Source organism: Streptomyces sp. NPDC057486 (assembly GCF_042802415.1).
GTDB lineage: Bacteria > Actinomycetota > Actinomycetes > Streptomycetales > Streptomycetaceae > Streptomyces > Streptomyces yanii.
The window spans coordinates 1-22,493 of the sequence record NZ_JBHVEE010000157.1; the positions used below are offsets into that span (position 1 = coordinate 1).

The following is a 22,493-nucleotide window of genomic DNA, read 5'->3' on the forward strand; positions in this document are numbered from 1 at the left end:
CGCCCACCCCCATCCTCACAAGGAGCACGATGACCCCCGCCCCCTCGCCCCGCTGGCTGCGCTGGCCGGTCGGCACCCCCACACAGCGGTTCGCGTACGGCGCCGACTACAACCCGGAACAGTGGCCGCGCGAGGTGTGGCACGAAGACGTCCGGCTGATGCGCGACGCGGGCGTCAACATCGTGTCGCTGGCCATCTTCTCCTGGGCGCGCATCCAACCGGGCCCGGACGTATGGGACTTCGAGTGGCTCGACGAGATCATGGACCTGCTGCACGCGGGCGGCATAGCCGTTGACCTGGCCACCGCGACCGCTTCTCCGCCGCCGTGGCTGACCGCGCTGCACCCGGAGATCCTGCCGGTCAACGAGGTCGGCGAGACCGTCTGGCCAGGTGCCCGCCAGCACTGGCGGCCCACGTCGCCGGTGTTCCGGGAGTACGCGCTGAAGATGGCCGCCGCCATGGCCGAGCGCTACGCCGGCCATCCCGCACTGGCCGCCTGGCACATCTCCAACGAACTGGGCTGCCACAACATCTACGACTACTCCGACGACGCGGCCCGCGCCTTCAGGACCTGGCTGACCGCGCGGTACGGCACTCTCGATGCGCTCAACTTCGCCTGGGGTACGTCGTTCTGGTCCCAGCGCTACTCCGACTGGGACCAGATACTGCCGCCCCGGCTGGCCGCCTCGCACCCCAACCCGACCCAGCAGATCGACTTCAAACGGTTCTCCTCCGACGCCCTCAAGAACTATCTGCGGGCCGAACGCGACCTGCTGTCCCGGATCACCCCGGACGTGCCGGTGACCACCAACTTCATGGTGATGGGCGAAACCAAGGGCATGCACTACGCCGACTGGGCCGCCGAGGTGGACTTCGTCTCCAACGACCACTACGTCCACCCGGGACCGCAGGGCCTGGACGAACTGTCCTTCTCCGCCAACCTCACCGGCAACATCGCGGGCGGACACCCGTGGTTCCTGATGGAGCACTCCACCAGCGCCGTCAACTGGCAGGACGTCAACACCGCCAAGCGGGACGGTGCGCTGGCCCGCGACTCGCTGCTCCATGTGGCCCACGGAGCGGACGCGGTCTGTTTCTTCCAGTGGCGCCAGTCGGCAGCGGGCGCCGAGAAGTACCACTCGGCCATGGTTCCGCACGCCGGGGCCGACAGCGACGTGTTCCGTGCCGCGGCCGGTCTCGGCAGCCTGCTGGGTGAACTGCGCGAGGTCGTCGGGTCGTCCCGGTTGCCCGCCCGCGCCGCGATCCTCTTCGACTGGGAGTCGTGGTGGGGCGCCGAGCTGGACTCCCACCCGACTTCCCGGCTGCGCTACCGGCAGGAGGCACTCGACTGGTACTCGGCGTTCCTCGGCCTCGGGGTGCGGGCCGACGTCATCCACCGGGGCGCCGCACTCGACGGCTACGACCTGGTGGTCGCACCGACTCTCTACATGGTGCCGCGCACCCTCGCCAAGGAGCTGACGAACTACGTCGAGGGAGGTGGCCACCTGGTGACCACCTACTTCTCGGGTGTCGTCGACGAGAACGACCATGTCTGGCTGGGGGGTTACCCGGGCGCGCTGCGCGAGCTGCTCGGCATCAGGATCGAGGAGTTCGCGCCGCTGCCCGACGGACGGAGCGTCGCACTCGACAACGGCTGTGCCGGAACGCTGTGGACCGACCGGATCACCGTCACCGACCCGGCCGTCGAGGTGCTGTCCTCCTACCGCACGGGTGACCTGGCCGGCCGTCCCGCCCTCACCCGGCGCCGAGTGGGCCGGGGCTCGGCCACCCATGTGTCCACCCGGCTGGGCGTGGAGGGCCTTGCGGACGTCCTGTCGCATCTGCTCGGGGAAGCGGGTGTGTCCAGCGAACTGCCGGAGGCGGTACGGGGCCGGGTCGAGCTGGTGGTCCGCGGCTCCGGCACCGCCGCGTACTGGTTCCTGGTCAACCGCACGGACGAGCCGGTGGAACTGAAGGAGCTGAAAGGCGAGTTGCTCGCCGGAACGGCCGGCAGCCCCACCCCGGGTCCGGTGACGCGATTCGTTCTGGAGCCTCGCGGCGTGGTCGTCGTACGCAAACCCGGCAGCGCCCCTTTGGAGTGACCGGCGTCCTGCTGTTCGGGCCGTTGAACGGGCGGATCGGCAACCGCCTGACGCTCGGCGGCTCCTGTCTGCTGACGGCCGTCGGCGCCGCGGGTTTCGCGGTGGCGCCGGACCGGCCGGTGGCGCCGGCCATGGCGCTGCCGGCCGGTCTCGGCTTCGGCGGTGTCGACCACGGGCTCAACCAGCTCTTCGCGACCGGCTTCGGCCACCGCTCCACCGCCGTGCTGAACGGATTTCAGCGTCCGCCATTCGAGTGAAGGTGCGTCGGCTCTGCGTGTACGGAGACCGGGCCGCCCGCCTCCCCGTATCAGATAGCGGCAATGACCACGGTTCGAGAAGCACGATGACGGCCCCCGGCCCGGCGCGGGAGGCGGCCCCCGGTGCCTCACGGACAGGCCTTCCGGAGCAGCCGCGCGAACGGGTACGGACAGCGCCCGGCAGGACGGCGAACGCCCGTCCCGTACCGGCGTGGAGGACGCTCTGGCCGGCTGCGCTCTGTCTCCTGCCACTCGGTCTGCTCGGGGCGGCGGCGTGGTACGGGCGGTGGGTCCGGCCCGGGGCGGACGAGTGGTGCTTTCTGCCCGTCGTGCGGGACGAGGGGCTCCCCGGGATGGTCGGGAAGTTCTATCTCGGGGACAACGGACGGATCGCGAACGCCGTTCTGGTCTGGGCGTACGGGACGTTCGGCGTCGCGGGGCACCAGTGGTTCGGGCTGGTCAGCGGTGTGGTCACGCTGGGGATCCTGTGGGCGGTGACCGTATCGGCGCTGCGCCGGGGCGGTTTGACGGCGCCACGCGGAGTCCCCTTGCTCGTGGCGTCGATGGTGACGGCCGTCTTTCTGTTCGCGACACCCAACACGTACAAGACGTTCTACTGGCCCGCGTCGTCCGTCTCGCACACCATGGCGCCGGTTCTGGCCTGTGCCGCGGCTGTTCCGCTGCTCCGGGCCCGGTCGCGCGGGGGAAGGCGCTGCGCGCTGGTCGCCGTCTTCGTGGCGGGTCTGTGCATGGGGACGCTGTCGGAGGAGGCGTCCGTCGTCGTGCTCGTTGTCCTGTCGGCCGTACTGCTGGTACTCGCCGGGCAGCGCCGTGCCGGTGTGCAGCGGTGGTGCCTGGCGGGCATGGCGGGGACCGTGACCGGGACGCTGGTGCTCTACACGTCGCCGGGCGCGAGGATCCGGCGGGAGCGATTCGACACGAACGGACTGTCCTTCCTCGCGCCCGACTCGCTTCTCGGGTCCCTGCGCGGCTTCGGGCACATCCTGGGAACGCTCCTCACCACGTGGGCCTATCTGGGGGCGGTCGCGGCGGGGGTCCTGCTGGGGCTGCTCATCAGGGGGCCCGGTGGGCGGCGCGTGGTCCTGCCGGGGCGCTGGCCGCTGCTGTCCTGCGCCGGTGTCCTCGCGTTCCTGGTCTCCGGCTATCTCTGCACGGTCGTCGCGTATCCCGCCTTCGGCGCGAGCGTGATGACCTCCGCGCGGATCTGGAACGACTACCTGCTGCTGTACGTCGCGCTGCTCGTCGGGGCCGGCGCGCTGGTGGGACTCGCCCTGGGTCTGCGCGTGCGGCGCACCGGTGCGGTGCAGGCGGCCGGTGCGGGGGTGTGTGCCGTCGTGTGCCTCACGCTCGCCGTCCCACTGGGGCAGCTCGAACGTGACATGCGCGTCCGGGCGGTGAAGTGGGACCGTCAGGACCGGTGGATGCGCGCGCGTGCGGCGGAGGGCGACCGGGTTCTCCCGTACAAGCCGCTGTCGGTCGGCGGCATGGTGGAACCGTTCCGTCAGCACGGGCGGAAGGTCTGGCCGGCCACCTGCGTCGCCGACTACTACCACCTGGAGCGGATCACCTACTCGCTGCGGCTCCCCTGACCGGGCCGGACGCCTTCGTGATCGCGATCAGGACGGCGTCGTCGCCCAGGTGCCCGCCGGCGTGCCGCAGCAGGTCGGTCCGGAGATGCTCGACGAGGGCGTCGGGGCCGGTGCCCTTCCAGGTGGCGAGCCGGTCGGCGAGCGGGTAGAAGATGCCGCTGTGGTCGCGTGCCTCGATGACGCCGTCGGTGTAGAGGAGCAGCAGATCACCGGGGCCAAAGCCGAAGGTCTCGACCTCGTACTCGTTCGCCGACACGATGCCGAACCCCAGCGGGAGCGCGGGCTCCCTGACCTCCAGCGTCTGTACCCGGCCGTCGCGGAGCAGCAGCGGAGGGGGATGCCCGCAGTTCACCAGCCGGACGCAGTGGTCGTCCTCATTGACGTCCAGGACCACCGCGGTCACGAACGATTCGTCGTACTCCGGGTCCGTCAGGGCGAGCTGAGCCATGTTCCAGTACGAGGCGTTGGCGATGTGCGCCACGGCTCCGGGCAGCGAAAGGTTCTCGTACGCCGCCCCGCGGAACGCCCCCACCACCACCGCGGCGTCGTCGACGGCGGGCAGGCCGCTGCCGCGGACGTCGCCGACCACCAGGCGGGTGCCGCCCGGGGCGGGCACCGCGGCGTACAGGTCACCGCCGATCTGGGCCTCCTCCTCGGCCGCGATGTACACGGACGCGATGCTCAATGGGCCGATCCGGTGGGGCAGCGGGTGCAGCAGGACCTGCTGTGCGATGACGGCCACCGAACGCACCCGGTCCAGTTGCTGCTCGTGGCGGTCGAGGGCATGGCGGAAGACCACCAGGAAGATGGAGATCACGACCACGGCGGCGATCTGGGACTCGTGGTTCGGTGTCCCGATGCCGCCCTGCAGAGCCGCGATGACGACCTGGGCCGCCACGGCCAGTACTCCGACGACGGCCGTCAGGCCGGGGCCGGCGAAGGAGGCGGTGATCGCGGGCGCGGTGACGAGGAACGGGCCGAGGTGGATGGACTCCGGGCTGTTGAGGTCGATCAGAGCGACGGTCGCGATGATGGCGATCGGCACGGCCAGCAGGCCCTGGCTCAGCCGCCGGGACGGGGTGAGGCGGTTGTCTCTGTGCCGCACGCGCATGTCTTCTGCTTACACCCCTGTCGATCGGTCCGCGCCCCGTGGACGTCAGTGGATCCTCACGTGCGTCACCCGCACGGACCCCGTGCGTTCGCGGGCTCCGGGCGCCCGGTCCACGATCGGGGTCCGGGTACCCCGAGGGGAGAAAACCGATCGTGGACGCATGGGACTCGCAGAACAGCTACGGGCAGCCGCAGCAGCAAACCGGATACCTCCGCCCGAAACCGCCCCGGCTCCGTGTCGACGCGGCGCGGCTGTGGGCGGGCGGCGCCATGACCGCCGTCATCGCCGCGCTCACCGCCGTCGTCGGGGTGCTCCTCGTCCGCGGGGTCCTGGACGTGCCTCTCTTCGCTCCGAAGGGCGACGGAGCGATGGGCGACGCCTCGACGGGACTTCTGGCCGCCGGGGCCGCGGTGGCAGCGCTGGCAGGGACGGCGCTGCTTCATCTGCTGATCGTCGCGACGCGGCAGCCGGGCCCGATCTTCGTCTGCATCGTCGTCCTCGCCACTGTCGTCATGGTGTTGCTGCCCTTCACCACATCGCTCCCGATCGACGCCAAGATCGGCTCGGCGGCTGTCTGTCTCGCCGTCGGGATCGCGATCGGTTCCCTGCTGTCCGCCACCGGCCGCAGCTCGGTACGACGCTCCCCCTACTGACCGCCGGATCCGCGGCGTTCGGACGTACGGACTCGGCGCGGGCCGCGTCCGTACGAGGTGTCGCTCCCGCCGACCGGGAGCCGCCGGAGCTGTCATTTCTCCTCGGTCAGCTGGGCGTCGAGTTCGTCGAAGAGCAGCTCGCCGTGGTCGATCTGGCCGGTCCGGTACGCGGAGCGCGCCACCAGGTGCGCGGCGACCGGTCCGGTCATCATCTGGAAGAACCCGATCAGTGCGAGCGTGGCGAGGTCCATGCCGCTGCGCAGTCGCAACGCGACCCCGGCGAGGACCAGCAGCATGCCGAGGCTCTGCGGCTTCGTTGCGGCGTGGCTGCGCGACAGGACGTCCGGCAGCCGCAGCATGCCGATCACTCCGAGCAGACAGATGGCGGCGCCGATGAGGACCAGGACCGCTCCGGCCGTGTCGACGATCTGGAGCCAGAGGTTCACTTGCCTCCTTCTTTCTGCTGTCGTGTTTTCTTCGGCCGGTCGCGTACGGCGATGAAGCGTGCGATGCCCACCGATCCGGTGAACCCGAGGAAGGCGAGCACCAGCATGATCGGGAAGTAGAAGGGGTCGCGGGCGAAGGCGGACTTGGCGCCGAGCCCCGCGATGATGAGGGCGGCGCAGACATCCAGCGAGATCGCGCGGTCCAGCATCGAGGGGCCGCGCCAGACACGGGCGAGGAGCCCCGCTCCGGCGATGACGATCAGCACGACGGCGGCGGTGAGGAGCGCCCGGTCGACGGTCTCGGGGACGCTCATGAGGTCATTCCCGCAGGAGGGGGCTGTGGCGTCGGCGGGGGTGGCTCGGCGACGCGGGCGATCTCGTCGCGGGTGCCGAATGCCCGTACGGTCAGCTCCTCCAGCCGCCAGACCGAGCGCCGGGCCGCATCGAGCGCGGCGGGCCGGTCGGCGTCGAGGACGTGCAGGAAGACGGTGGCCGTGGCGCGGCGCACCTCGACGACCGATCCGCCGGGCACGTTCGACACGGCGACGGCGGTCGCCGCGAGCATCAGGTCGGAGCGGCAGCGCAGCGGTACGGCGATGACAGCAGCCCGGTGCGGATGGTCGACGAAGATCTGCCGGGTGACCTTCACGCCCGAGGTGTACATGTCGTAGAGCAGATAGCCGACGAGCAACACGATGCCCCAGGGGTGCAGCCGGAGCCCCAGGTCGACGCGGGGCAGCGGGAAGGCCAGGCAGACGGCCACCGCGACGAGCACGCCCGTCAGCACATTGGCCCAGTTCAGGCTTGACCAGAGCAGTACCCAGATGGTGGTGAGCCAGGCGATCAGCGGGAGGTCGAGCACGCGGCGACGGCTGCCGAATTGGCAGCTGAGCGGTGGCAGTTCCGCGTTCCGGTTGGGCAGGGTGATCCAGCGTCTCACCGGCCGAGCACCGCCTCGGTGTAGGGGGTGCGGGCGAGGAGTTCGGCGGCCGCGCGGTCGGTGTAGGAGGTCAGTGGTCCGGCGAGCACGGTGAAGGAGAGGCCGAGGGCGACGGCCGCCGCGGTGGCACCGGTCATCAGGCGCGGCAGTTTCGTCGTGGTGGTGACGGCATGGCCGTGGAGGGTGGCGGCCACCGCGCGGCCGGCGGGCTGGTGCCGGGGGAAGACCGGTTCGTCGCCGGTGCCGGGGATGCGGTCCGGGCCCTCGTCGGCGTCCTCGTCGTCGGCGTCCTCGTCGTCGGACTCCAGGACTGTGCCGTCCGCCGCCTGGCCTGGTGGCGCGGCCCGCCAGAACGCCAGGTTCCAGACCTTGGCCATCACGTACAGGGTCAGGAGGCTGGTCACCGCGGAGCCGATGACGAGGATCCAGGCCCAGACGCTCCCGTCGGCGACACCGGCCCGCATCAGTCCGAGCTTGCCGATGAAGCCGGAGAGCGGCGGGATCCCGGCGAGGTTCATGGCGGGCACGAAGAAAAGGGCGGCGAGCAGCGGGGCGGCCTTGGCGAGTCCGCCGATCCGGGTGAGTTCGGTGGTGCCGCCGCGGCGCTCGATCAGTCCGGCGACGAGGAACAGCGTCGTCTGGACGGTGATGTGGTGGGCGACGTAGACGATCGCGCCGCCGTACGCGTCGCGGGAGGCGAGACCGATCCCGAAGACCATGTAACCGATGTGGCTGATGAGGGTGAAGGAGAGCAGACGCTTGAGGTCGGTCTGGGCGACGGCTCCCAGGATGCCGATCACCATCGAGGCGAGTGCGGCCGCCATCAGCAGGTCGCCGAGCCGGTTGCCGGGGAAGAGCAGGGTCTCCGTTCGCAGCATGCAGTAGATGCCGACCTTGGTGAGCAGGCCGGCGAAGACGGCGGTGACGGGGGCGGGTGCGGTCGGGTACGAGTCGGGCAGCCACGCGGCGAGCGGGAACACGGCGGCCTTGATGGCGAAGACGGTCAGCAGCATGGCCTGGATCGACGTCTGTACGCCGAGCGGGAGTCCGCCGAGCCGCCCGGCCAGCTGGGCGAAGTTGGCGGTGCCGGTGGCCGCGTACGTCATGGCGATGGCCGTGAGGAACAGCATCGACGAGAAGAGCGAGATGATCACGTACGTGGAACCGGCCCGGACGCGAGGGCCGGTGCCGCCGAGGGTGAGCAGGACGAAGCTGGCCACCAGCATGATCTCGAAGCCGACGTACAGGTTGACGAGGTCTCCGGCGAGGAACGTGCAGGAGACGCCGGCGACGAGGATCAGATACGCGGGGTGGAAGACCGCCACGGGTGTCTCTTCGTCCCGGTCGGCCATGCCCTGGCCGATGGAGTAGACCAGAACGCAGAGGGTGATGGCCGAGGAGACGGTCAGCATCAGTCCGGACAGCCGGTCGGCGACCAGCGTGATGCCGAGCGGCGGCGCGAAGTCGCCGAGATCGACGCTGAGCGGGCCCCGGATGTCGGCGGAGATCATCAGGGCGACGGCGAGCGCGAGCACGGCGGTGAGCACGACGACGCTGATGAAGCGCTGGAACTGTTTGAGCCGGGTGCCGAAGGCGAGACTCAGGCCGGTGGCGCAGAGCGGCAGCAGCACCGGCAGTGGGACGAGTGCGTTCACCCGGTGTCTCCTCGATCGGCGTCCGTTCCGGTGTTCCGTTTCGTTGCGTAGTCCTCGGGGTCCGCGCCCAGCACGTCGTGCCAGAGGTCTCCGGTGGCGTCGCGGCCGCGGGCCTGGAGGGCGCGGTCGGCGCGCAGCCGGGCCCGGAGGCGCCTCCGCTCCTCCCGGTAGCGGGCGCGTTCCTCCGGTGTGCGCTCGGACACGGACCGGTACTGCTCGCGCAGTTCGTCCCGCTCCCCCAACACCTCGGCGCGCAGCGCGATGCGCCGGTCCTCCAGGTCGTCGTGGACCTCGTCGGTACCGGTCAGCTGGTGACTGCGGTAGGCCATCGCGAGAAGGAATGCCGTGGTGGCGAGGGTGATGACGATCGCGGTGAGGGCGATGGCCTGCGGCAGCGGGTCGGTGACCTGACGGAGCGGGACGCCGTACAGAAGGGGTTCCCGCCCCGCCCTTCCGGTGGCGGAGAGGACGAGCAGGTTGATCCCGTTGCCCGCGATCACCGCGCCGAGCAGGATCCGGGTGAGGGGGCGGGTGAGCATGAGGATGCCGCCGACGGCGCAGAGCACGGCGGCCGTGGCGAGGAGCGAGGCGCTGACCGTCACCGGACGGCACCTCCCGCCTCGGGCTCCGGTCCCGGTCCCGGCGCGGCGGCCGCCTTCTCCGCGGCGGCCCGCTCGATCTGCCGGTCGATCTTGGCGCCGAGTGCGCGCACGATGTCCAGCACCACGCCCAGGACCAGCAGGTAGACGCCGAAGTCGAAGAGTACGGGCGTGGCCAGGTGATACGCGCCGATCACCGGCAGTCTGCCGTAGTAGGTCCACGCGTGCAGGACCGTGCCCCCGGCGAGGCCGAGCAGCGCCACGCCGGTGGAGAGGAACAGCCCGAGGCCGGTGAAGAGTCCGGGCTGCAGCGGTGCGGCTTCGGCGAGTTCGAAGCGGCCGCCGGCCAAGTAGCGGGTGATCAGGGCGAGTCCGGCGACGAGTCCGGCGACGAACCCGCCGCCCGGCACGTTCTCGGCGCAGAACAGCAGATAGACGGAGAGCACCAGGACCGGGTGGAACAGCAGTCGGGCCACGACCTCGAAGACGACGGACCGGTGTTCGGGGGCGAGCGTGGCCCCCGCCGCGAGCCAGGACCGTTCCGGCGCCCCTTCGTCGCCCCGCAGCACCCCGGTCAGTTCCGGCGCCGTCAGCGACCAGGCCGTACGCCTGGGTACGTCCTCGCGCAGCCCGGATCCGTCCGCACGGCGGTGCAGATAGAGCAGGCTCGTCACGCCGATCGCCGCGGCGGCGAGCACGGCGGACTCCCCCATCGTGTCCCAGGCCCGCAGGTCGACCAGGATGGTGGCGACGACGTCCTTGAGCCCATGGTGCGCGGTCTCCTCGACCATGGCCGCCCCGGCGGGGTCTGCGGTGCGTGCGGCTGCCGCGACCCACACCACCACGCCGAGGGTCGCCGCCGCGGCCAGCGCCACCGGGATGCGTACGGCGCGCCGCCATGTACTGACCGACTCCTGGAAGTGCACCGGCATCCGCCGCAGCACCAGCACGAACACGATCATGGACACGGTCTCGACGCAGAACTGGGTGAGCGCCAGGTCCGGGCCGCCCTGGACGACGAAGAGCAACGCGGTCCCGTACCCCGTCAGTCCCGCAAGCACCACGGCCTTCATGCGGCGGCTGACGGTGAGACAGAGCAGCGCGGACGCGCAGGTCAGCGCCGCCGCCGCCCCTTGCAGCGGTACGTCCCAGATGCGTGGCGCCGAAGCACCGTGCCAGGGCCGGTCCACCCCGAGCACGGCGAGCTGCCCGGCGAGCATCACGAGCAGCGTGGTGGCGAGGTAGACGGAGAGCGAGCCGCGCTGGACGAAGCCGGTGACCTCGAGCGAGATCCGTTCCAGGCCGAGCAGCAGACGTCCGAAGACCCGGTCGGCGGTCGGCCAGGCGATCCGCCGGGAGAGCCGGGTCACCGTGGTCTGCCCCGCGAAGAGCACCACACCGCCCGCCACGGCGACGGCCGAGAGCAGCAGGGCCGTACCGAATCCGTGCCAGAGCGCGAGGTGGTACGGATGCGCGGGTACGGGGAACGTGTCCGCGTACGCACTGAGGAGCCCGTACGTCCAGCCGACGCCCGGTCCGAGCACCAGACCGCAGAGGGCCAGCAGGCCGGGCGGCCCGAGGAACGCCCAGCCGACCCGGTGCACCGGAGTGGAGTCGACCCCGGGCTTGCGGGCGAACGCGCCCCAGACGAACCGCAGGGTGTACGCGACCGTCAGCGCGGATCCCGCGACGGTGACGCCGAGCGCCCAGCGGTCCGCGCTGTCGCCGTGCAGCAGCGCGTCGAACGCGGCCTCCTTCGCGGCGAAGCCGAGCATCGGGGGCAGCGCGGCCATGGACGCGGCGGCGAGCACCGCGACCGCGCACACGTGCGGCAGCGTCCTGCCCACGCCGGAGAGCCTGCGCAGGTCACGGGTACCCGCCGCATGGTCGACGATGCCGGTGACGAGGAACAGCGTGGCCTTGAACAGGGCGTGACCCAGGATCATGACGGCCGCGGCGAGCGCCGCGTCCCGGTTGCCGACCCCGGCGAGCACGGTCAGGAAGCCGAGCTGACTGACGGTGCCGTAGGCGAGGACGAGTTTGAGGTCGTTGAGTCGCAGCGCCCGCCAGCCGCCGAGCAGCATGGTCGCGCAGCCGAGCACCATGACGACGGGCCGCCAGACGGGGACGTCGGCGAAGCCCGGGGCGAGCCGGGCCACCAGGTAGACGCCGGCCTTGACCATGGCCGCGGCGTGCAGATAGGCGCTGACAGGGGTGGGCGCGGCCATGGCGTTCGGCAGCCAGAGGCTGAACGGCCAGATCGCCGACTTCGACAGCGCCCCGCACAGGATCAGCGCCACGGCCACCTGGACGGCGAGGCCCGTGCTCGGCGGGTCGGCGACGATCGTGGAGATCCGGTAGGTACCGGCCGCCTGACCGAGGATCAGGAAGCCGACAAACATGGCGAGACCGCCGAGCGTGGTCACGGTGAGTGCCTGGAGCGCGGACCGGCGGCTGTGCTTGAGCTCGCTGCTGTGCCCGATCAGCAGGAAGGAGAAGAGCGTCGTCAGTTCCCAGAACACATAGAGGGAGATCAGGTCGTCGGCGAGGACCAGGGCGAGCATGGCGCCGGCGAAGGCGAGCAGGTTCCCGGCGAACGCGGGGAGCTGCGGGGTGTCGTCGGAGAAGTACGAGGCGCAGTACAGCAGGACGAGCGCGCCGACCCCGGCCGCGAGGAGCACCATGAGTTCGCCGAGCGCGTCCAGGCGCAGGTCGACGAAGACGTCGTACGCCGGCATCCACGGCCACGACGAGGTGACGGACCCGCCGGACGCGGCGGTGTTCCACTGTGCGGCCGCCCACACCGTGGCGGCGGCGGGCGGCAGCGCGAGGACGACGAAGGCGCGGCTGCCCAGTCGCCGCACCAGCGGGCGCGCGCACGCGGCGAGAACGAAGTGGCAGACGATGAGCGTGGTCACAGGGGCCCGGAGGGCGTCCGGGGCCGCTGCGCGACATGACGGGCGAAGGACACCAATTACAGATATATCCCCGGTCGCCCTTCACCCGTACGGCGCGCCGCGCCGACCGCCCCCACTCGGTTCACTCGATGCCGCCGCAGCCCCGCAGTGATCGCAGGACGGGTGTTGCCGGAGAGCGCGGGATCGGCTCGCCGCTGCGGACGCGGCTGTACGGCGACCGCTGCACCCCCGAGTGCACCGGATTCGCCAACTGGCGTGCGACGGTGCCCCGTCAGCCGCAGGTACGGGGTGTGGTGAGGGGCGCCGCGGGCAAGGGTGCCGAGGCGCTGCTCACCCCGATCACGGACGAACTGATGTACCTGGGGGCGGTGTTCGCCGAGGCGAGGCTTCCGGCAGGACCCGGAGCGGGCGCACGAGCAGCTCACGGAGCGGCTCTCCGCGTTCTCCGGACCGGTCGCCGAGGCGCTCGCCACAGTCACCGACCCGGCCTCCGTGGTGTATTCGCGGATCTCCCAGGTGACGGTCGAGGAGCCGTGGCACGTCGGCCGGGCGGTCCTGGCCGGTGACGCCGCGCACGCCGGCACCCCGCACATCGCGCAGGGTGCGGCGATGGCTGTCGAGGACGCGGCCGTGCTCGCCGAGCCCCTGGACGGCGAGGCCGAGGTGCCCGCCGCCCTCGCCGCCCGGGAGGCGCGCCGCCGGCCCCGGGCCATGTGGGTGCAGTCCATGTCGCGTGCCGTGCTCGAGCAGGGGACGGGCGTCGCGACGACACCCGAGGAGGACGAGCTGCTGAAGGTCGGCATCCCGGGTGCGGCACATGTGCCGGTGCAGCCGTACTGATGCGCCTGCCGTGCGGGCGTGGCGCCACGTCACGCCCGCACGGTGTGTTCACGGCAGTACGGCGATGCCGTCGAGCTCGACGAGTGCCTGTTCGTCCCAGAGCCTCGCCGCCCCGATGACTGCCATCGCCGGGTAGTCGCGGCCGGCCAGCCGTTTCCAGATCCGACCGAGTTCGGGGGCGTGGGCGCGGTAGTCGGCGACATCCGTGGCGTAGACGGTCACCCGCGCCAGGTCGGCCGGGGAGCCCCCGGCCGCACGCAGCGCGGTGAGCAGATTGGTCAGGGCCGTCGCGAACTGCTCGGGCAGCGTGGCCCCGACGACCTTGCCGTCCCGGTCGAGGGCGGTCTGCCCGGCCAGGAGGACCAGGCTGCCGCCGGTGGCCGTGACGGCGTGCGAGAAGCCCGTGGGCGGGGACAGTTCGGCGGGGTTGATCCGGTGGATCGGGCTCATACGGCAGGCTCCTGATTCACGGTCGGCGTCCGATGCGCGGTCCCTGTCGCTGTCTCCGTCGCCGCCGCGTACAGCTCCTTGGCGACGATCGTGCGCTGGACCTCGCTGGCGCCCTCGTAGATCCGCGGGGCACGCACCTCCCGGTAGAGGTGTTCGAGCAGATGGCCGCGGCGCAGTGCGCGGGCGCCGTGCAGCTGGACCGCCGCATCGACGACGTACTGCGCCGCCTCGGTGGCGTACAGCTTCGCCATCGCCGCCCGGCCCGGTACACCGGGTTCCCCCGCGTCGTACGCCGCCGCCGCCGCGTAGACGAGAAGCCGGGCGGCCTCCGTGCGGGTGGCCATCTCGGCGACCTGATGGGAGACGGCCTGCAGTTCCTTCAGCGGACCACCGAACGCATTGCGCTGCGCGGTGTGGGCGAGGGTCGCGTCGAGGGCGGCGCGGGCCATGCCGACGGCGAACGCGCCGACGCTGGGACGGAACAGATTGAGGGTGTTCATGGCGACCCCGAAGCCGCGGTCCGGTTCGCCGAGCACATCGTCGGGCGTGACCGGCACGCCGTCGAAGGCGAGCGCACCGATCGGGTGCGGGGAGAGCATGTCAAGGGCGGTCCCGGTCAGTCCCGGGCGGTCGGCAGGGACCAGGAACGCGGTCACGCCGCGGGCTCCGGCGCCTGGTGTCGTACGGGCGAAGACAGTGTAGAAGTCGGCCTCGGGGGCGTTGGAGATCCAGCACTTCTCACCGGTCAGCCGCCAGCCGTCCGGGGCGCGCTCGGCCGCCAGGGCGAGCGCCGCGGCGTCGGAGCCGGCGCCGGGCTCACTCAGCGCGAAGGCGGCCACGACACGCCCGGCCCGCACCTCGGGGAGCCAGCGCGCCCGGTGGGCCGCGGTACCCGCCTGGACCAACGGGTATGTGCCGAGTCCCTGGAGGGCCAGCGCGGTCTCGGCCTCCGTGCAGCCGCGGGCGAGGGACTCCCGCAGCAGGCAGAGGTCGAGGGCGCCGGAGGAGAAAAGGCGGTCGAGCAGGCCGAGTTCGCCGAGGGCGGCGATCAGCGGGTGGTTGACGTGCCCCGGTTCGCCCTTCTCGGCGAGGGGGCGCAGCTCCTGTTCGGCCAGGGCGCGCAGTTCTTCGCACCAGGCGGTCTGTGCCGGATCGAGTGAGAATGCCGTCATACCGGCGCCTCTCCTGTCCCCTATCGCGAACTGTTGACTACCGTCATTCAAACGATACGCTCCAAGGGCGACAAGGGGGCGATCCGTTATGGACCCGAAGACCTCAGCGCACCTCGACACCTTTGCCCGGGAGCATCTGCCACCCCCGGACCAGTGGCCGGAACTGGTCTTCGGCCTCCCCGAGCTGAACTATCCGGACCGGCTGAACTGCGCCGCCGAGCTGCTCGACGGCACGGTCGCCCGCTTCGGCCCCGACCGCCCCGCCTTCCATACGCCCCAGGGCGCGATCTGGAGCTACGGGGAGCTCCAGGACCGGGTCGACCGGATCGCCCACGTCCTGACCTCCGATCTGGGGGTCGTTCCCGGCAACCGGGTTCTGCTCCGCGGGCCCACCACGCCCCACCTCGCCGCCTGCTGGCTGGCCGTGCTGAAGGCGGGCGCGATCGCGGTGACCGTACTGGCCCAGCAGCGGGCCCAGGAGCTCGCCACCATCTGTTCGATGGCCCAGGTCGGTCATGCGCTGTGCGACATCCGGTCGGTCGACGACCTGGTGAAGGCGGAGGTACCGGGGCTGCGGATCACGGTGTACGGAGGTGACGGCCCCGACGATCTGCTGCACCTGGCCGAGGGACGGCCGGGACCCTACCGCGCTGTGGACACGGCCGCGGACGATGTCGCGCTGATCGCGTTCACCTCGGGCACCACCGGGCGTCCCAAGGGCTGCATGCACTTCCACCGCGATGTGCTGGCCGTCGCCGACACCTTCTCCCGCCACGTGCTGCAGCCCCGTCCCGACGACGTGTTCGCGGGCAGTCCGCCGCTCGGCTTCACATTCGGGCTCGGCGGTCTGGTGGTCTTCCCGCTGCGGGCCGGGGGGTCGGCTCTGCTGCTGGAACAGGCCGGTCCGCGGCAACTGCTGCCCGCGCTGGCCGCCCACCGCGTCTCGGTCCTGTTCACCGCACCGACCGCCTACCGCGTGATGCTCAACCACCTCGACAAGCACGATCTCGCCGCGCTGCGGCGCTGCGTGTCGGCGGGCGAGAACCTGCCCTTGGCCACCTGGCAGTCCTGGTACGAGCGGACCGGCCTGCGCATCATCAACGGCATTGGCGCCACCGAACTGCTGCACATCTTCATCTCCGCCGCCGACGACGTGATCCGCCCCGGCACCACCGGCGTTCCCGTGCCCGGCTGGGAGGCGCGCGTGCTGGACCGGGACGGCCGCGCGATGCCCGACGGGGAGCCGGGGCTGCTCGCCGTCCGCGGCCCGGTCGGCTGCCGCTATCTCGCCGACATCCGCCAGTCGGAGTACGTACAGCACGGCTGGAACCTCACCGGCGACACGTACACGCGTGACAGCGACGGCTACTTCCACTACGTCGCGCGAGCCGACGACATGATCATCTCCTCCGGGTACAACATCGCGGGTCCCGAGGTCGAGGACGCCCTGCTGCGCCATCCCGAGGTTGCGGAGGTGGCGGTGGTCGGGCATCCGGACGAGCTGCGCGGGCAGATCGTGGTGGCGTACGTGGTGCTGCGCGAGGGCGCCGAAGCATCGGCCGACGAGCTGCGCACACACATGAAGAACGAACTCGCCCCCCACAAATGCCCGCGCGTCATCGAATTCGTACCGGCGCTCCCCCGGACCGCCACCGGCAAACTGCAGCGGTTCCGGCTGCGGAGCGACGGGGACCGGACCGACGGACGGGACCTAGAGTGATCACGTGGCCGAGCAGCACACCCCCAGATCCCTGATCGTCACCCTCTACGGCGCGTACGGTCGCGCCCCCGGCAATGCACCGCTGCCGGTGGCCGAACTGATCCGGCTGCTGTCCGTCCTCGGTGTCGACGCCCCGTCCGTACGCTCCTCCGTCTCCCGGCTGAAGCGGCGCGGGCTGCTCGTCCCCGCGCGTACCGTGAGCGGTGCGGCCGGGTACGCGCTGTCGTCCGACGCCCGCCAGCTGCTGGACGACGGCGACCGGCGGATCTATGCGCACCCGTCACCGCCGCTCCAGGACGGCTGGGTGCTCGCCGTCTTCTCCGTACCGGAAGCGGAACGGCACAAGCGGCACCTGCTGCGCTCGCGGCTGGCCCGGCTGGGCTTCGGCACGGCGGCGCCCGGGGTGTGGATCGCGCCCGCCGCGCTGTACGACGAGACTCGGCACACGCTGGAGCGGCTGGAACTCGCCCCGTATGTGGACCTGTTCCGCGGGGAACACCTCGGCTTCGCCGCGACGCGCGAGTCCGTGGCGCGCTGGTGGGACCTCGACGCGATCGCCCGGCTCCACGTGGACTTCCTGGAGCAGCACGAACCGGTGCTGCGGGCCTGGGAGTCACGCACCGGTGCCCCTGATCCCGAGACCGCCTACCGCGACTATCTGGCGGCCCTGGACTCGTGGCGGCAGCTGCCGTACGCCGATCCGGGTCTGCCGGAGGAGCTGTTGCCCAAGGAGTGGCCCGGGGGCCGGTCGGCGGAGGTGTTCGGGCTGCTCCACGCCCGGTTGCGGGACGCGGGGGCGGAGTTCGTACGGGGCGGGCCGGGCGGCTCGTAAAACGTGTGCACGGCACGGGCCCGACTGGCCATCATGGACCATGACCTGGACCTTCACTGACGATGCCGATGTGTTCCTGGAAACGGCCGGTGCATGGCTGGCCACTCGGCCCGCCGAGAACACCCTGGTGCTGACCATCGCCGCGACGCTGCGCAGCAGCGGCGCCCAGGCCTACGGCGACGGCGCCCCGGTGCTGGGCTGGTGGCGCGGGCCGGACGGTGAGGTGGCGGGGACCCTGGTGCAGACCCCGCCGCACCCACCCCTGCTCGGCGTCGTCGCCCCGGAGGCTGTCGGTCCGCTGACCACCGCGTTCCCGCTGACCACTGTCAACGCGGACCGGGCCACGGCCGCTGCGCTGGCCGCCGAGTGGCCCGGCCACCGGGTCGACATGGAGCAACGGCTCTACCGACTCGGCGAGTTGATCCCACCCTCACCCGCGCCGCCGGGCGGCCCCAGGTCCGCGACGACCGCCGACCGGACCCTCCTGGTCGCCTGGCATCATGCGTTCGCCGCAGACGTCGGCCAGCCGAACGCGCGCGCCGAGCGAATGGTGGACGAGCGGACGGCGGACGGCAGGCTGACGCTCTGGGAGACCGGCGGGGTCCCGGTGTCGATGGCCGGTGTCTCCTTGCAGGTCGCGGATTCGGTACGGGTGGCGCCCGTGTACACACCGCCGGAGCACCGGGGGCACGGCTATGCGGCGGCGGTGACGATCGAGGTCAGCCGAGCGGCACGGGAGGCGGGCGCGGACGAGGTGGTGCTGTTCACGGACCTCGCCAATCCGACCAGCAACGGCGTGTATCAGCGGATCGGGTTCCGGCCCGTCTCGGACCGGCTGCTGATCAGTGCACAGGGCAACGGCGTGGAGGAGAGATGACCGAGTCCGGTGAGGTCCGGGAGCCGCTCTGGCTGATCGCCGCGAATGTGGTGCGCTTCCGGCGGTACGGGGAGGGCGGTCAGGAACTGCGGCCCGGCACCAAGTCGTTCCGGGGCGGTTCGAAGGTGTACGTGATCGGTGGCTACGGCGGCATGGCGTACGAGGAAGTGACGGTCATCGGTCGGGGTCGGCATACCGGCGCCTACATCACGATCGACATGGCCACCCGCAATCTGCACTCCTTCCGGCCGGCCCTGGTCCGCAGCCCCGCGGTTCTCCGCCGGTACGACGAGGCCCCGGGCGGGTGGTACGGGGACGAGACCCGAGAGGCGTCGGAGGCGATGGCCACCTTGCTGGCGGTCAAGGCACGCGCCGAGAGAACCGAGCACTGGCGCGGCTCCCCGCACCCGGATCCGTGCCGGTGCCACGAGTGTCTGACGCTCACCCCAGAGTGAGCCGCGGCTTCGGTGCGTCCGTGCGGCCGGTCGGGGGTGTGCGGCTGCCCGCGCGGTACGGGAGCGGCCAGGGGGCGCCCGGTCCGGCGTAACCCTGTTCGGCCGCCGCGTGCAGGGTCCAGTGCGGGTCGTAGAGGTGCGGGCGGGCCAGGGCGCAGAGGTCGGCGCGGCCCGCCAGCAGCAGGGAGTTGACGTCGTCCCAGGAGGAGATCGCGCCGACCGCGATGACGGGCACGACCAGGGTGTTGCGGATCCGGTCGGCGTACGGGGTCTGGTACGAGCGGCCGTACTCGGGGCGTTCGTCCGGGACGACCTGGCCGGTGGAGACGTCGATGGCGTCGACGCCGTGCGCGACGAACGCGCGGGCGATCTCGACGGCCTCCTCGGCCGTCGTGCCTCCTTCGGCCCAGTCGGTGGCGGAGATCCGGACGGTCATGGGCCGGTCGTCGGGCCACTCGGCGCGGACCGCGTCGAAGACTTCGAGGGGGAAGCGCAGTCGGTTCGACAGCGGTCCGCCGTAGGTGTCGGTGCGTCGGTTGGTGAGCGGCGAGAGGAAACCGGACAGCAGGTAGCCGTGCGCGCAGTGGAGTTCGAGCAGGTCGAAGTCGCAGGTGACGGCATGCCGGGCGGCCGCGGCGAACTGGGCGCGGATGACCTCGAGTCCGGCCCGGTCCAGGGCGTGCGGGACCTGGTTGGCTCCTTCCGCGTACGGGATCGGGGAGGCGGCGGACAGGGGCCAGTTGCCCGCGTCGAGCGGCTGGTCGATGCCGTCCCACATCAGCTTGGTGGAGCCCTTGCGGCCGGAGTGGCCGAGCTGGATGCCGATCGCAGTGCCGGGCGCCGAGGTGTGGACGAAGTCGGTGATCCGGGTCCAGGCGTCCGCCTGTGCGGGGGTGTAGAGGCCGGCGCAGCCGGGGGTGATGCGGCCCTCGGCGCTGACGCACACCATCTCGGTCATGACGAGCCCGGCGCCGCCGAGCGCGCGGGCGCCCAGGTGGACGAGGTGGAAGTCGCCGGGAACGCCGTCGACCGCCGAGTACATGTCCATCGGCGAGACGACGACACGGTTGCGGAGTTCGAGTCCGCGCAGCCGCAAGGGGGTGAACATCGGCGGGGTGTCCGGGGCGCAGCCGAACTCCTCCTCGACGGCCGCGGCGAATCCGGCGTCGCGCAGCCGCAGGTTGTCGTGGGTGACGCGGCGGCTGCGGGTCAGGAGATTGAAGGCGAACTGGCGGGGCGCCTGGTCGACGTACGTACCGAGCTCCTCGAACCAGCGCAGGCTGGCCGCGGCGGCGCGCTGGGTCGATTCGACGACGGGGCGGCGCTCGGCCTCGTACGCGAAGAGGGCGGCGGGCAGGTCGGGCTGTTCCTCGATGCAGGCGGCCAGCGCGAGGGCGTCCTCGACGGCGAGTTTCGTGCCGGAGCCGATGGAGAAGTGGGCGGTGTGGGCGGCGTCGCCGATGAGGACGGTGTTGGCGTGCGACCAGCAGGCGTTGACGACGGTACGGAAGGTGAGCCAGGAGGAGTTGTTGGAACGCAGCGGGCGGCCGCCGAGGACATCGGCGAAGATCTTGGCGCAGCGTTCCGTCGAGGCCGCGGCGTCCATGGTGTCGAGCCCCGCCGCACGCCAGACCTCCTCGCGCATCTCGACGATGACGGTGGAGGCACCGGCCGAGAAGGGGTAGGCATGCAGCTGCATCACGCCGTGTTCGGTCTCGGCGATCTCGAAGCGGAAGGCGTCGAGGGCGAAGTCGGCGGCGAGCCAGATGTAGCGGTTGCGGTGGGCGGTGAGGGTGGGCCGGAAGGTGTCGGCGTACGCCTCGCGGGTGGCGCTGTGCACCCCGTCGGCGGCAATCACCAGATCGTGCGTCGCGGCGAGTTCGGCGGCGGGCGGGGCCTCTTCGCGAAAGCGGAGCCGTACCCCCAGCGACTGGCAGCGCTCGTGAAGGATCTCCAGGAGCCGTCGGCGGCCCAGCGCCGCGAAGCCGTGGCCGCCGGATGTCTGGGTCTGGCCGCGGTGGACGATGTCGATGTCGTCCCAGCGCACGAACTCGGCCTGGAGCGCCCGGTACACCACGGGGTCCGCGTGCTCGATGCCACCGAGCGTCTCGTCGGAGAGGACGACGCCGAAGCCGAACGTGTCGTCCGGGGCGTTGCGCTCCCAGACGGTGATGGAGCGCTCCGGGTCCAGGCGCTTGAGGAGCGCCGCGGCGTAGAGTCCGCCGGGACCGCCGCCGATGACCGCGATCCGCCTCGTGCCGTACCGCATCGCGTTACCTGCCCTGCCATTTCGGCGGCCGCTTCTCCGTGAACGCGGCGTGGAACTCGGCGTAGTCGTCGCCGTGCATCAGCAGCGCCTGGGTGGCGGCGTCCATCTCGACGGCGGCGGCGAGCGGCATGTCGAGTTCGGCGGTGAGCAGCGCCTTGGTCTGGGCGAGGGCGAGGGCGGGTCCTTCGGCGAGGCGGTGTGCGAGCGCCGCGGCGCGTGCGTCGGCCTGCCCCTCCTCGGTCAACTCACTGATCAGCCCGATCCGCTCCGCCTCGGGGGCGCGGACCTGCTCGCCGAGCATCAGCAGCCGGGTGGCATGGCCGAGACCGACGACGCGCGGCAGCAGATACGCGGCTCCCATGTCGCCGCCGGAGAGTCCGACCCGGGTGAAGAGGAAGGCGAACCGGGCGGACGGGTCGGAGACACGGAAGTCGGCGGCCAGCGCGAGGACGGCACCGGCGCCCGCGGCGACCCCGTGGACGGCCGCGATGACGGGGAAGGGGCACTCGCGCAGAGCTCGTACGACCTGTCCGGTCATGCGGTTGAAGTCGAGCAGCTGCGCGGTGTCCATCGCCAGGGTGGCGCCGATGATCTCGTCGACGTCGCCACCGGAGCAGAAGCCGCGCCCCTCGCCGGCCAGCACGAGGGCGCGCACGGAGCGTTCTCGGGACAGCTCGGCCAGGAGATCGCGCAGATCGGCATAGGCGCCGAAGGTGAGCGCATTGAGTTTCTCGGGGCGCGCCAGGGTGACGGTGGCGACGCCGTCGTCCGTCGTCAGCCGCAGATGGCGCCAGTGCTCGGTGCGCGGCGCGGAGCTGGGAAACGGGCTCATGGAGGGTGGTCTCCTTCAGCCGTCGGGCTGCTACCTGCCCTCGAATTTATCACTCATCCGTGACTCTCGTCACGAGTACGCAATAAGGCGCCGGTGAAGGCGAAGTGGCGAAGGTCCCATTCGTACCGGTCGCTCGCCCCTTGTCTGCGTCGTTGCACTTCGTATGGTTGAAACCGAGAAGTCTTGAGCTCCAGAAAGTCGTGCCCTCCGGAACGGATTCCTGCTGTGCCCCCCGACGTACCGATCCCCGCCTCCTGGCGTATCGCACTGCCGCACTCGACGGCGGCAGTACCGATCGCCCGCGCCCTGATCCGTACGGCGCTCACGGACATCGGCGCCTCCGCCGACTCCCTCGACACCGCGGAGCTCCTCACCGCCGAACTGGTCGCCAACGCCGTGGAGCACACCGCCGGCGACGATCCGATCGAGCTGGTGGTGGAGCTTCTGGAGACCGGCTGTCAGGTGGAGGTCCACGACCGCGACCCGGCTCCACCGGGCGATCTCTCCCGGCCCGGTCCGGGCAGCGAACCGGACCCCTGGCAGGAGCACGGCCGGGGCCTGCTGCTCATCCGCACCCTCAGCTCGTCCTGCGGCCATCGCACGACGGAACACGGCAAGGCGGTCTGGTTCACCCTGCCGTCGCATCAGCCCCAGCACTAAGGCGTGTGTCGGAAGTCCCGCCGTCCGCCCGAAGGGTGGGCCCGGCGGCGTCCGGTGCGTGCGATCGCAAGGCGGAGGGTCGTCCTCGTACTGGA

Annotated in this window: 19 protein-coding genes and 2 pseudogenes; 10 read left to right on the plus strand and 11 right to left on the minus strand. The window is 71.4% G+C overall.

Translation table 11 applies throughout. The features are described from left to right. Positions 1-29 precede the first annotated feature (29 nt). The 3 genes and pseudogenes from ACFU6I_RS41475 to ACFU6I_RS41485 all read left to right on the plus strand — a co-directional run bounded on the left by ACFU6I_RS41475 (position 30) and on the right by ACFU6I_RS41485 (position 3,969). Positions 30-2,102: a beta-galactosidase gene (locus tag ACFU6I_RS41475; protein ID WP_384377552.1), complete on the plus strand. Its 2,073-nt coding sequence runs from the start codon at positions 30-32 to the stop codon at positions 2,100-2,102. Then, positions 2,096-2,332, plus strand: a pseudogene (locus ACFU6I_RS41480) (MFS transporter); the annotation flags it as partial. The gene ACFU6I_RS41475 and the pseudogene ACFU6I_RS41480, both read left to right, overlap by 7 nt. Before the next feature lie 113 nt (positions 2,333-2,445). Beyond that, the gene (locus ACFU6I_RS41485; RefSeq protein WP_384377555.1) at positions 2,446-3,969 is read left to right on the plus strand and encodes a DUF6056 family protein; all 1,524 of its coding nucleotides are present in this window, start codon (positions 2,446-2,448) and stop codon (positions 3,967-3,969) included. Here the strand turns inward: ACFU6I_RS41485 and ACFU6I_RS41490 are convergent. Next, complete coding sequence (locus tag ACFU6I_RS41490; protein WP_384377558.1) at positions 3,944-5,080, minus strand: PP2C family protein-serine/threonine phosphatase; 1,137 nt, start codon at positions 5,078-5,080, stop codon at positions 3,944-3,946. The two genes, ACFU6I_RS41485 and ACFU6I_RS41490, sit on opposite strands and share 26 nt — an antisense overlap. Before the next feature lie 152 nt (positions 5,081-5,232). Here ACFU6I_RS41490 and ACFU6I_RS41495 point away from each other — a divergent pair, with 152 nt between their 5' ends. After that, complete coding sequence (locus tag ACFU6I_RS41495; RefSeq protein WP_384377561.1) at positions 5,233-5,733, plus strand: DUF6069 family protein; 501 nt, start codon at positions 5,233-5,235, stop codon at positions 5,731-5,733. A 92-nt stretch (positions 5,734-5,825) separates the two neighbouring features. On the opposite strand, the gene mnhG is transcribed toward ACFU6I_RS41495, so the two are convergent. From mnhG to ACFU6I_RS41525, 6 genes are read right to left on the minus strand one after another with little or no spacing between them, the layout of a single operon-like run. Then, positions 5,826-6,179 carry a monovalent cation/H(+) antiporter subunit G gene (mnhG, locus tag ACFU6I_RS41500; RefSeq protein WP_384377564.1) on the minus strand — a complete coding sequence of 118 codons (354 nt, stop codon included), beginning with the start codon at positions 6,177-6,179 and terminating at the stop codon, positions 5,826-5,828. Continuing rightward, positions 6,176-6,493 (minus strand): monovalent cation/H+ antiporter complex subunit F, encoded by a 318-nt coding sequence (locus ACFU6I_RS41505; RefSeq protein ID WP_384377567.1) that lies wholly within the window; start codon positions 6,491-6,493, stop codon positions 6,176-6,178. The genes mnhG and ACFU6I_RS41505 overlap by 4 nt, the downstream gene beginning before the upstream one ends. Further along, positions 6,490-7,119 (minus strand): Na+/H+ antiporter subunit E, encoded by a 630-nt coding sequence (locus ACFU6I_RS41510; RefSeq protein ID WP_384377570.1) that lies wholly within the window; start codon positions 7,117-7,119, stop codon positions 6,490-6,492. Before ACFU6I_RS41510 ends, ACFU6I_RS41505 begins: the two co-directional genes overlap by 4 nt. Then, on the minus strand, positions 7,116-8,774 hold the full coding sequence (locus tag ACFU6I_RS41515; protein ID WP_384377573.1) for a Na+/H+ antiporter subunit D: 1,659 nt from the start codon (positions 8,772-8,774) through the stop codon (positions 7,116-7,118). The genes ACFU6I_RS41510 and ACFU6I_RS41515 overlap by 4 nt, the downstream gene beginning before the upstream one ends. Beyond that, complete coding sequence (locus ACFU6I_RS41520) at positions 8,771-9,376, minus strand: Na(+)/H(+) antiporter subunit C (protein ID WP_384377576.1); 606 nt, start codon at positions 9,374-9,376, stop codon at positions 8,771-8,773. The genes ACFU6I_RS41515 and ACFU6I_RS41520 overlap by 4 nt, the downstream gene beginning before the upstream one ends. After that, the gene (locus ACFU6I_RS41525) at positions 9,373-12,291 is read right to left on the minus strand and encodes a Na+/H+ antiporter subunit A (RefSeq protein ID WP_384377578.1); all 2,919 of its coding nucleotides are present in this window, start codon (positions 12,289-12,291) and stop codon (positions 9,373-9,375) included. Before ACFU6I_RS41525 ends, ACFU6I_RS41520 begins: the two co-directional genes overlap by 4 nt. Before the next feature lie 164 nt (positions 12,292-12,455). Here ACFU6I_RS41525 and ACFU6I_RS41530 point away from each other — a divergent pair. Then, positions 12,456-13,131, plus strand: a pseudogene (locus ACFU6I_RS41530) (FAD-dependent monooxygenase); the annotation flags it as partial. 48 nt (positions 13,132-13,179) lie between these two features. Here ACFU6I_RS41530 and ACFU6I_RS41535 read toward each other — a convergent pair. Both ACFU6I_RS41535 and ACFU6I_RS41540 read right to left on the minus strand, forming a co-directional pair. Beyond that, entirely contained in the window at positions 13,180-13,581 is a 402-nt protein-coding gene (locus ACFU6I_RS41535) for a RidA family protein (RefSeq protein WP_384377581.1), read from the minus strand. Further along, on the minus strand, positions 13,578-14,753 hold the full coding sequence (locus tag ACFU6I_RS41540; protein ID WP_384377584.1) for an acyl-CoA dehydrogenase family protein: 1,176 nt from the start codon (positions 14,751-14,753) through the stop codon (positions 13,578-13,580). Before ACFU6I_RS41540 ends, ACFU6I_RS41535 begins: the two co-directional genes overlap by 4 nt. A gap of 88 nt (positions 14,754-14,841) precedes the next feature. Here ACFU6I_RS41540 and ACFU6I_RS41545 point away from each other — a divergent pair, with 88 nt between their 5' ends. From ACFU6I_RS41545 to ACFU6I_RS41560, 4 genes are read left to right on the plus strand one after another with little or no spacing between them, the layout of a single operon-like run. Continuing rightward, complete coding sequence (locus ACFU6I_RS41545; protein ID WP_384377587.1) at positions 14,842-16,473, plus strand: AMP-binding protein; 1,632 nt, start codon at positions 14,842-14,844, stop codon at positions 16,471-16,473. 4 nt (positions 16,474-16,477) lie between these two features. Continuing rightward, positions 16,478-17,305 carry a PaaX family transcriptional regulator C-terminal domain-containing protein gene (locus ACFU6I_RS41550; protein WP_384377590.1) on the plus strand — a complete coding sequence of 276 codons (828 nt, stop codon included), beginning with the start codon at positions 16,478-16,480 and terminating at the stop codon, positions 17,303-17,305. 40 nt (positions 17,306-17,345) lie between these two features. After that, a complete protein-coding gene (locus ACFU6I_RS41555; RefSeq protein ID WP_384377593.1) occupies positions 17,346-18,182 on the plus strand; it encodes a GNAT family N-acetyltransferase in 837 nt (278 codons plus the stop codon). Further along, positions 18,179-18,637 (plus strand): hypothetical protein, encoded by a 459-nt coding sequence (locus tag ACFU6I_RS41560; protein ID WP_384377596.1) that lies wholly within the window; start codon positions 18,179-18,181, stop codon positions 18,635-18,637. The genes ACFU6I_RS41555 and ACFU6I_RS41560 overlap by 4 nt, the downstream gene beginning before the upstream one ends. On the opposite strand, the gene ACFU6I_RS41565 is transcribed toward ACFU6I_RS41560, so the two are convergent. Both ACFU6I_RS41565 and ACFU6I_RS41570 read right to left on the minus strand, forming a co-directional pair. Further along, positions 18,624-20,906 (minus strand): bifunctional salicylyl-CoA 5-hydroxylase/oxidoreductase, encoded by a 2,283-nt coding sequence (locus tag ACFU6I_RS41565; protein ID WP_384377599.1) that lies wholly within the window; start codon positions 20,904-20,906, stop codon positions 18,624-18,626. The two genes, ACFU6I_RS41560 and ACFU6I_RS41565, sit on opposite strands and share 14 nt — an antisense overlap. A gap of 4 nt (positions 20,907-20,910) precedes the next feature. Further along, positions 20,911-21,738, minus strand: a complete 828-nt coding sequence (locus tag ACFU6I_RS41570; RefSeq protein WP_384377602.1) for an enoyl-CoA hydratase family protein — start codon at positions 21,736-21,738, stop codon at positions 20,911-20,913. Between the two features lie 225 nt (positions 21,739-21,963). On the opposite strand from ACFU6I_RS41570, the gene ACFU6I_RS41575 reads away from it, so the two are divergent. Continuing rightward, a complete protein-coding gene (locus ACFU6I_RS41575) occupies positions 21,964-22,398 on the plus strand; it encodes an ATP-binding protein (protein ID WP_384377605.1) in 435 nt (144 codons plus the stop codon). Positions 22,399-22,493: the final 95 nt, after the last annotated feature.